The sequence below is a fragment of the Microcoleus sp. AT3-D2 genome (assembly GCF_036705715.1).
In the GTDB taxonomy this organism is placed as follows: domain Bacteria; phylum Cyanobacteriota; class Cyanobacteriia; order Cyanobacteriales; family Microcoleaceae; genus Microcoleus.
In genome coordinates, this window is record NZ_JAUBVE010000042.1 from 45,911 (window position 1) to 56,461 (window position 10,551).

The following is a 10,551-nucleotide window of genomic DNA, read 5'->3' on the forward strand; positions in this document are numbered from 1 at the left end:
TTAACCAAGTACCTGGGCCAATTCTAAAAAAGCTTCAGCCAGTTAGTGGATGACTGCAACTCCCAAAGTTCCGTTAGGTCTGCTCTTTGTTCGACCTTTTATCCTAAATATTTTTGTGGGTATAGGAATAACGGGGTATGTCTCTCTACAGAATGGACAAATAGCTACGCAATAAATTGTAAAACTCCGCCATGAGGCTAGAACACAGATTAACAATTCTCCTCATAGCAATTTAAAAATAAATCATTATCCATTACTTATTAGATTATGAAACAATACCTAAACCAGCGCCTCACAGAACCCATAAATTTAATGGCGTTGTTGTTGATTTTTGTATTTCCTTTTGCTCTGGTAGTTTATCAATTAATTGCTGAAATTGATATTAAAATTGAATTTGCTCAAAAAGAAAAACTCGGCTTGGCTTATAACTATCCTTTGAAAAATTTGCTAGTCGCTGTTATTGAACACCGCACGAAAGTTAATCAATATTTAAATGGAGATAAATCTTTAGTCCCTGCGATCGCCACGGCAACAGAAAAGATAGAAACTGCAATCCAAAACCTCAATGCAGTGGAAAAACAGCTATCGCCCCAATTTAAAACTACCCCGCAATGGCTAACGATCGAAACTTCCCTTAATGGCAACTGGCAGCGATTAAAAAAGAAAAAATTCAACTTATCTCCTACCCAAAGCTGGCAAGCACATACAACTGTTGTTAACGATATACTCGATTTAATTGCCCACATCGGAGATGTTTCTAATCTCATTCTCGATCCATCTTTAGACAGTTATTATTTAATGGATACCGTTGTCACGCAACTACCATTAACGATAGAGAATACGGCTCAAGCTAAAGATATCGGTGCAAAGATCGCCGCTCAACACGCTAAACAAAGAATTACAGACAGTGATCGAGCAAAACTTTTGATTATTCGGAGTTTAATTGCACCGCCTATACAAGCAGTGGAAAGAGGCTTGCAAATTTCTGCTAATGCTAATCCGCAAATTCAGCGGCAGCTATCCACTAGCGTGCGCGAAAATTTCAAGAATATCAAAAGATTTATTGACTTACTCGACAAAGATATCATTAATGCCAACAGCATCAAGTTACAGCCATTCGTATATATAGCTACAGCGGAAACTGCCCTAGAGTCCCAATTAAAACTTTACGATACAGCTTTTCCACTTTTAGATCGTTTATTGGAACAGCGACTGAATCAGTTAGTTGGTAGAAAATATCAAGTCATCGGGTTTGCACTGCTAGTATTAACGGTAGTTACTTACATTTTTATGGCTTTTGTCAGCAACCGCAAAAAGCGCCTGCAATTTGAAAAAGAATTACAAGCTGCTGAAGCCAAATATCGCAGCATTTTTAACAATTCAATTAATGGAATTTTCCAAGTTACGCCCGCAGGGGAATATCTTAGCGCTAATCCAGCCTTGGCTGAAATTTATGGTTACACTTCTTCTGACCAATTAATTGGCAAATTAACCAATATTAAACAACAACTTTATGTAGATCCCAACCACCGAGAAGAATTCATAAAAATTATAAGCGATCGCGGCACTGTTGCCGACTTTGAATCTCAAGTTTATCGCCGCGACGGTAGTATTATTTGGATTTCAGAAAATGCTCGCGCTATGTGTGATGAAAATGGCAATATTCTCTACTACGAAGGTACAGTAGAAGACATTACCGAATACAAACGTGCCGAACAAGAAATTTATGCAGCTAAAGAAGCAGCAGAAAATGCCAACCGCGCCAAAAGCGAGTTTCTGGCTAACATGAGTCACGAACTGCGAACCCCACTCAACGGGATCTTAGGCTATGCCCAAATTCTCAAACGTTCTGTAAAACTAGGAGAACACGAACAAAATAGCATTGAAATTATCTACCAGTGCGGTTCTCACCTGCTAACTTTGATTAACGATATTCTCGATTTGTCTAAAATAGAAGCTCAGAAAATGGAACTCTACCCTACAGAATTTCATTTTCCCGCTTTTCTACAGGCCGTTGCCGAAATTTGTCGCATTCGCGCCGAACAAAAAAGTCTCAAATTTAGCTACCAACCCGATCCCGATTTACCCATTGCCATTCACGCCGACGAAAAGCGCTTGCGACAAGCATTAATTAACCTTATTGGTAACGCCATCAAATTTACCAAAATAGGAGACATAAGTTTTAGTGTCAGTGTAATTGAAAAAACTATTAATTTTTCTCATCAAACTTGCTGTAAGATTCGCTTCAGTGTTAAAGATACAGGAGTAGGAATTAAACCCGAAGAAATGGTCAAAATATTTTTACCTTTTGAACAAGTTGGATCTCGCAAAAATCAAGCAGAAGGAACGGGATTAGGACTGGCAATCACTCAAAAAATTATTCAATTAATGGGTAGTACCATTCAAGTCACCAGTCAATTACAAATGGGCAGTATTTTTGGGTTTGATTTAGAGCTATTAGAAGCAACAGAATGGGTTAATACAAGTTCTCAAACTGACAAAGGTAAAATTATTGGATTTAAAGGAAATCCCCAAAAAATTCTCGTGATTGACGATCGTTGGGAAAATCGATCGGTCATTGTTAATTTACTGACTCCTCTAGGATTTGAAGTAATAGAAGCGACTAACGGTAAACAAGGATTGAACATAGCAACTCAGGCTAAACCAGATTTAGTGATTACAGATTTAGTTATGCCAGAAATGGATGGATTTCAATTAATGGAATACTGGAAAACAAGCTTAGAATTAAAAGATATTAAAATAATTGTTTCTTCTGCGAGTGTTTTTGAAACAGACCAAAATCAAAGCTTACAAGCTGGGGAAGTTGATTTTTTAGCCAAACCAGTTCAAGCTGAAGAACTTTTAGAAAAGTTAGAACTTCATTTACAAATAGAGTGGATTTATGAAGCTGTATCATTGATGTCTTCAGTAAGGAAACCCAATTACGATAAAATTGTTCCTCCTCCTTCAGAAGCATTGGATAAACTGTTTGATTTAGCGTTGCGAGGTAATTTGAAAGAAATTATAAAACAGACAGACACTCTTGAAAAAACCGATCCGAAATATATGTCATTTGCGTCAAAATTGCGGCAGTTAGCTAAAGAGTTTCAAGAGAAAAAAATCTTGGAAATGCTCATTCAATACAAGGAAATAAATTTATGAACAATTTAAATTCTTACTCAAATACAATTTTGGTAGTGGATGATGTCCCTGCTAATTTAGGAATCTTAGCGGATTTCCTCACTGAAGCTAGTTTTGAGGTTTTGGTCGCTCAAGATGGAGAAAGTGCTATTCAAAAAATAAATTATGTGATTCCCGACCTAATTTTATTAGATATAATGATGCCCGGAATAGACGGATTTGAAACTTATACACGCTTGAAAGAAAACCCTTTATGGAGTCAAATTCCTGTAATTTTTATTACGGCTCTTTCTGAAACAGATAATGTTGTCAGAGGTTTATCTTTAGGAGCTGTAGATTATATTATTAAACCTTTTCAAAAAGAAGAGGTTTTAGCGAGAATTAAAACACATTTAGATTTGCGGCATTTAACTAAAACTATTGAAGTTAAAAATCAGCATTTATTGCAAGAAATTGCGGAACACGCCAAGGCTCGTGCAGACTTAAAACAGCTAAATCAAGAATTGGAAATACGAGTCAAAGAACGAACAGCAGAACTGTCTCAAACGCTGCAAGACTTGTACAGAAGTCAAGCTCAATTGGAGCATAATGCCTTCCATGACTCCTTAACAGGTTTGCCAAATCGAGACTGGTTGATTAAGAAATTGCATGAGTTAATTGCAGCAAATACAAGTTATTCTGTTTTGTTTGTTGACTTAGATCGTTTTAAAGTTATAAATGATAGCCTAGGACATTTAGCAGGAGACGAGCTACTTAAGTGCGTAGCCAAGCGGATGCAAGGGTGTTTAAAACCTTGCCAAATATCAACGCGAATGGGGGGGGATGAATTTGTTATTTTACTAGAAACAGAAACCGGAACTTTAGTCGCTCAAAAATTATTAGAACAGTTTAAGTTACCATTTAATTTTAATGAATATGAAGCTATCGTACAAGCGAGTATTGGTATAACTTCTAGTGCAATAAATTATCAACACCCGATGGATATCCTTAGAGATGTGGATATTGCAATGTATCGAGCCAAAAAGCAGGGAAGTGGTAACTATCAGGTTTTCGATCCACAGATGCAAGCAGATGCGATCGCACGCCTCGAACTAGAGCAAGACTTGCGAAAAGCGATCGCTCAACAAGAATTTTGCTTGTACTATCAACCTATTGTTTCCCTCATTACTGAAGAAATTAAAGGTTTTGAAGCTTTAATCCGCTGGAATCATCCCAAAGGCATGATTTCACCCGATCAATTTATCCCTGTTGCTGAAGAAACAGGATTAATTAATCCTTTAGGTTGGTGGATTTTACGGGAAGCTTGCAGCCAGTTAAAACGTTGGCAAGAGGAATTGCCTGACCTGCCTTTGAAACTGAACGTTAACTTTTCTCCTATTCAATTCCAGCAAGTTAATTGCTTGGAACAAATTGCAGAAATTTTACAAGAAACTGGGATAAATAGAAACACTTTAAATATAGAAATTACTGAAAGTTGTCTATTAAAAACAACAAGTTTTAACTTTGAATTTTTAAAAGCTATGGGTGTTGGTATATGTATCGATGATTTTTGTACTGGCTACTCTTCATTAAGTTTACTCAAAGAGTTGCCAATTGATACTTTAAAAATTGATCGTTCCTTTTTGCAAAACTTGGCTCGAAATCCCAACGATACAAGTTTAATTCAAACAATAATATTATTAGGTAGGAATTTAAATATGGAAATTGTTGCTGAAGGATTGGAAACTCAAGAACAAATACAAATTCTTCGAGAACTAGGATGTATTTTCGGACAAGGTTACTTTTTTTCTCGCCCCTTAGATAGTCATAACGCCACGCGGTTTATAGGCTTATAATTGAAATAATTTTGTGTTATTTTCAATCATCAATTTGATTGTTGTTGTTGGCTTTGTAATCGTTAATTAATAACCGTAATTGTTTTTCCTGAAAGCTTGCAGCCAATTCACCTACCCGTTCGGCAAAGGGAATATATTTTGCATCTAATTTTTTTAAATGTTCAACTTGTTTAGTCACTGCTTTTAAATTACCTCTCATAACCAAATCGTATAAAATGACCAGTTCTTCATCTGGTGGAGGTACTAACGAAGAAACTGAATCTAATTGTACGAATTGATTAACATTTTGATTGAGGTGAGATGACTCTTGATATACCCAAGATATCCCTAAATGCTTTTGTAGCAATACAAATAACTCAGCCGCCTGTACGGGTTTGGGTAAAAAAGCATTTGCGCCCATATCTAAACTCTTATGCTGGTCAGCTTCAAACACGCTAGCTGAAGAAACGATAATGACTAAATCTTTAAACTTAGGTTGAGAGCGGAGACGGCTTACTAACTCGAAACCATCCATTTCTGGCATTACTAAATCAGTAATAATAGCATTAAAATGGCCACAATCGACTTGTTTTAAAGCTTCTTTGGCATTCGTAGCTTCTAGCACTTCAAAGCCAAGGGGTGCTAACAAATTAACCAGCACAGATCGATTTTCCCACTGATCGTCAACTGCGAGAATTTTCAGTTGAGTTCCTTGATAGCCAGCGATCGCGGCTTGTAGCTGAATTGCCGATTCCCATTTACTAGCAGAAGGTAAATCTAAATCGAACCAAAATTGGCTGCCAGCATTTAACTGAGTGTTAACTTGAATATTGCCACCCATCATTTCGATGATTTTTAAAGTAATTGCTAATCCCAAACCTGTTCCTTCTGACATCTTATCGGTATTGCCTACCTGTTCAAAAGGTTGAAATATTTTCTGCATTTTCTCTTCGCCGATCCCCACTCCAGTATCTTCAATTTGAAAGCGGATAGAGTTGATGGCATTTAATTCATTAGGGTTAGTTTCTAAGGGTACTGATTTTATAAGTTGAACTTTGAAGGTAACGCCCCCTCGATCGGTAAATTTTACAGCATTACCTAAGAGATTAATTAAAATCTGCCTTAAGCGTTTTTCATCCCCTTGCACGTTGGTGGGTAACCCCGAGTCAAATTGACAAATAAAACTGATGGCTTTTTGTTCCGATCTGAGGCGAAAGATTTGGCTGACATCTTCTAAAAATGCCCAAAAATGAAATTGCGTCGGGTAAAGTTCTATTCTCCTAGCTTCGATTTTAGAAAAGTCGAGGATGTCGTTAATTAAAGTGAGCAAATGAGAGCCACATTGATAAATAATTTTTAGACTATTTACCTCTTGCTTGTCTAAGTTTTTTGAACGCATGAGGATTTGAGCGTAGCCTAAAATCCCGTTGAGGGGTGTGCGAAGTTCGTGGCTCATGTTTGCCAAAAATTCGCTTTTGGCTTTGTTCGCACCGTCGGCAGCTTCCTTGGCTATTTGCAATTCTATTTCTGCTTGTTTGCGATCGGTAAAATCGGTGTGAGAGCCGACTAAACGTAGGGGTTTGCCTTCGGCGTCCCGCTCCACAACCCGACCTCGCGATAGTATCCACCTGTAGCTACCGTTTTTGTGCCGCATCTGAAATTCCCAACTATAAGGTTCGTTACTTCCACTTTTTAAATAGTCTTCTAAAGATTCTAATATCTGCTGTAAATTATCGGGGTGAACCAGTGCTTCCCAGGAGCTAAATAGGTTAATAAGTTCGTTGTCTTGATAGCCTAACATGGCTTTCCATTGGGGTGAAAAATAGATGGTGTTTGTTTGGATTCGCCAGTCCCAGATGCCTTCATTAACGCTTTCTAGAGTTAATTGATACCTTTCTTCGCTTTGTCGGAGTGTCTCTTGTATCTGTTGGCGATCGCGCATTTCTTGCTCTAATGCTTGAGTTCTTTCTGCGACTTTTTGTTCTAAGGAGTGCGAATAATCTTCTAATTGTGCGTAGGACTGCTTGAGTTGCTGGCTCATTAAATTGAAAGCAGTCGCTAAAGCGCTGATTTCTTTAACGGAGGAAGCCGTTACTTTTTGCTCGAAGTCGCCGCCAGCGATCGCACTTGTGGCTTTACCCAAACGCCGAATCGGTCGAGCTATCCATTCAGAAGTCAAAATTCCCAAAACCGTTGCCAAAAATAGTGCCAAAAGACATAATAAAATCGTCGTATGTCTACTCCTGTTAATTTGTTCCATAAAATCATTTTCGGGAATCGCAATGACAATTAACCAATCAATACCTTTACCATCTTGAAAAGGAACAACTTGTACGAATTGTTTTTGCCCGTTCAATAAAAAATCTAACTGTTGAGAACTTTTAATTTCATTAAGATTGTTAAATCGCTCGATTAAATATTTCGCAGTATCTTTAGTGAGAATATCTTTACTATCAATGGCTTGAAATCTTTGCTGATCTCGATAGGGTTGTTCTGATGTAGAACTAGCCACTAGCATTCCACTTCGCTCGACAATAAAAGTTTGTCCACTTTTCCCAACTTTTAAAGTTTGCAAAAAATTACCGATCAGAGATAAACGTAGAGTGGTAAATAAGATGCCCAGCAGTTTTCCGTTTTTGTCAAAAACTGGTTGACTTCTCGCCATTAAAGGGGTGTGAATAGCCTCGCCAAAATGAATTGGACTCCAGATAGGTTTGCCAGCTTTTAAGCTCTGTTTGTAAGCTTGCATTTTTCGCGTATCAAAATTATTCAAAACTTTGAGTAATTTCTGTCTTTCCCCTTGACTGCCTATAGAATAAATATATACCTGATTTGTATTTGTTGGCAATTGTGCATGAATTTCTAGCTTTCCTTCATCCTTAGTCTGAATAGCTACACCTTTACCTTTTTCATTTACTATTACTATGCCATTTACGCTATTAAATCGATTTTTTTGTTGCCAAATATGACGCTCCCACACTCTCATATCTTCCATGCTCAATAGGCCCAACCTAACAGCATCAGCATTAATTTGATTAACTAAATCGGGAGCAGCAAGATAGGTCTGTAAATTCTGCTCAATTCTCGTGGCGATTTCACGGCGCAACTGTGCCGCTACATCATTAACTGCTTTCTGTCCGTTTTGTAACGAAAAATATCCGGTTAACCCTACGGCTGTAAAGATTTGTAAAACAAAAGGAACAATTAAGACACGGCGTAACGGAATTTTTGGAAATTTAGAAACATTTGTACACATAACTTTCTAGGAATAACGTCACGCGGTTTATAGGCTGATAATTGAAATAATATCGCGTTATTGTCAATCATCAATTTGATTTTTGTGATCGGCTTTGTAATCGTTGATAAATAACCGTAATTGTTTTTCCTGAAAGCTTCCCGCCAATTCTCCTACTCGTTGGGCAAAGGGAATATATTTTGCATCCAAAATTTTTAACTGTTCAACTTGTTTAGTAACGGCTTTTAAATTACCTATCATTACCAAATCGTATAAAATGGCAAGTTCTTCATCAGGTGGTGGTACTAAAGAAGAAACTGAATCTGAGTCTACAGATTGATTGACATTTTTATCAAGTTGAGATGACTCTTGATATACCCAAGATATGCTTAAGTGCTTTTGGAGTAATGCAAATAACTCGTCAGCTTGTACGGGTTTGGTTAAACAAGCATTTGCTCCCGCATTTAAACTCTTCTGCTGTTCAGCTTCAAATACGCTGGCTGAAGAAACAATAATGACTAAATCTTTAAATTTAGTTTGAGAGCGGAGACGTCTCACTAACTCGAAACCATCCATTTTTGGCATGACCAAATCAGTAATAACGGCATTAAATTGGAGATAATTAATTTGTTCTAAAGCGACTTGGCCATTAGCGGCTTCTATGACTTCAAAACCAAGGGGTGTCAACAAATTAACCAGCACCGAGCGATTTTCCCATTTATCATCAACTGCGAGAATTTTCAGTTTATTGCCCTGATAACCCGCGATCGCAGCTTGTAGCTGAATTGCCGATTCCCATTTACTAGCAGAAGGAAGGTCTAAATCAAACCAAAATTGGCTACCCGCATTTAACTGACTGTTAACTTGAATACTACCCCCCATCATTTCAATAATTTTTAAGCTAATTGCCAATCCCAAACCTGTCCCTTCAGCCATCTTATCGGTACTACCTACCTGTTCAAAAGGTTTAAAAATTTTCTGCATTTGCTCTGCGCCGATACCAACTCCAGTATCTTCAATTTGAAAGCGGATAGTGTTGATGGCGTTTAATTCCTTCGGGTTAGGTTCTAAGGCTACTGATTTTATGAGTTGAACTTTGAAAGTAACGCCCCCTTGATCGGTAAATTTTACAGCATTACCTACAAGATTAATTAGCACTTGTCTTAGGCGTTTTTCGTCCGCTTGCAGGTTGGTGGGTAACCCCGAGTCAAATTGACAAATAAAACTGATGGCTTTTTGTTCCGAGCTGAGGCGAAAGATTTGGCTGACATCTTCTAAAAATGCCCGAAAATCAAATTGCGTCGGGTAAAGTTCTATTCTCCTAGCTTCGATTTTAGAAAAGTCGAGGATGTCGTTAATTAAAGTGAGTAAATGAGAGCCACACTTATGAATAATTTTCAGACCGTTGAGATTTTGAGAGTCTAAATTTTTTGAACGCATGAGGATTTGAGCATAGCCCAATATACCGTTGAGTGGCGTGCGAAGTTCGTGGCTCATGTTTGCCAAAAATTCGCTTTTGGCTTTGTTCGCACCGTCGGCAGCTTCCTTGGCTATGTGCAATTCTATTTCCGTTTGTTTGCGATCGGTAAAATCGGTGTGAGAGCCGACTAAACGTAGGGGTTTGCCTTCGGCGTCCCGCTCCACAACCCGACCTCGTGATAGTATCCACCTGTAGCTACCGTTTTTGTGTCGCATCTGAAATTCCCAACTATAAGATTCGTTACTTCCACTTTTTAAATAGTCTTTTAAAAAATCTAATATCGGGTGTGAATTCTCGGAGTGAACGAGTGTTTCCCAAGAACTAAACTCGTTAGGAATTTCGCTGTCTTGATAGCCTAGCATGGCTTTCCATTGGGGTGAAAAATAGATGGCGTTTGTTTGGACTTGCCAGTCCCAGATGCCTTCATTAACGCTTTCTAGAGTTAATTGATACCTTTCTTCGCTTTCCCGGAGGGTCTCTTGTATTTGTTGGCGGTCGCGTATTTCTTGCTCTAATTCTTGAGTTCTTTCTGCGACTTTTTGTTCTAAGGAGTGCGAATAATCTTCTAATTGTGCGTAGGACTGCTTGAGTTGCTGGCTCATTAAATTGAAAGCAGTCGCTAAAGCGCTGATTTCTTTAACGGAGGAAGCCGTTACTTTTTGCTCGAAGTCGCCGCCAGCGATCGCACTTGTGGCTTTACCCAAACGCCGAATCGGTCGAGCTATCCATTCAGAAGTCAAAATTCCCAAAACCGTTGCCAAAAATAGTGCCAAAAGACATAATAAAATCGTCGTATGTCTACTACTGTTAATTTGTTCCATAAAATCATTTTCGGGAATCGCAATGACAATTAACCAATCAATACCTTTACCATCTTGAAA

General features: G+C 38.1%; 4 protein-coding genes. 2 read left to right on the forward strand and 2 right to left on the reverse strand.

What is annotated here, in order from left to right; all coding sequences use genetic code 11:
- Nucleotides 1-267 precede the first annotated feature (267 nt).
- Together QUB44_RS18050 and QUB44_RS18055 are read left to right on the forward strand one after the other, a co-directional pair.
- Complete coding sequence (locus QUB44_RS18050) at nucleotides 268-3,162, forward strand: histidine kinase dimerization/phospho-acceptor domain-containing protein (RefSeq protein WP_333369692.1); 2,895 nt, start codon at nucleotides 268-270, stop codon at nucleotides 3,160-3,162.
- Nucleotides 3,159-4,976 carry an EAL domain-containing protein gene (locus QUB44_RS18055; RefSeq protein WP_333369693.1) on the forward strand — a complete coding sequence of 606 codons (1,818 nt, stop codon included), beginning with the start codon at nucleotides 3,159-3,161 and terminating at the stop codon, nucleotides 4,974-4,976. The genes QUB44_RS18050 and QUB44_RS18055 overlap by 4 nt, the downstream gene beginning before the upstream one ends.
- Before the next feature lie 22 nt (nucleotides 4,977-4,998).
- Here the strand turns inward: QUB44_RS18055 and QUB44_RS18060 are convergent, their stop codons facing one another.
- Nucleotides 4,999-8,211: a PAS domain-containing protein gene (locus QUB44_RS18060; protein ID WP_333369694.1), complete on the reverse strand. Its 3,213-nt coding sequence runs from the start codon at nucleotides 8,209-8,211 to the stop codon at nucleotides 4,999-5,001.
- Between the two features lie 63 nt (nucleotides 8,212-8,274).
- Nucleotides 8,275-10,551, reverse strand: a 2,277-nt coding sequence (locus QUB44_RS18065; protein ID WP_333369695.1) for an ATP-binding protein, incomplete at its 5' end; no start/stop codon positions are given.

What these genes read in the sequence shown, in the direction of transcription:
- QUB44_RS18050 (WP_333369692.1), top strand. Translation starts at nt 268, where the DNA reads ATGAAACAATACCTAAACCAGCGCCTCACAGAACCCATAAATTTAATG.
- QUB44_RS18055 (WP_333369693.1), top strand. Translation starts at nt 3,159, where the DNA reads ATGAACAATTTAAATTCTTACTCAAATACAATTTTGGTAGTGGATGAT.
- QUB44_RS18060 (WP_333369694.1), bottom strand. Translation starts at nt 8,211, where the DNA reads ATGTGTACAAATGTTTCTAAATTTCCAAAAATTCCGTTACGCCGTGTC.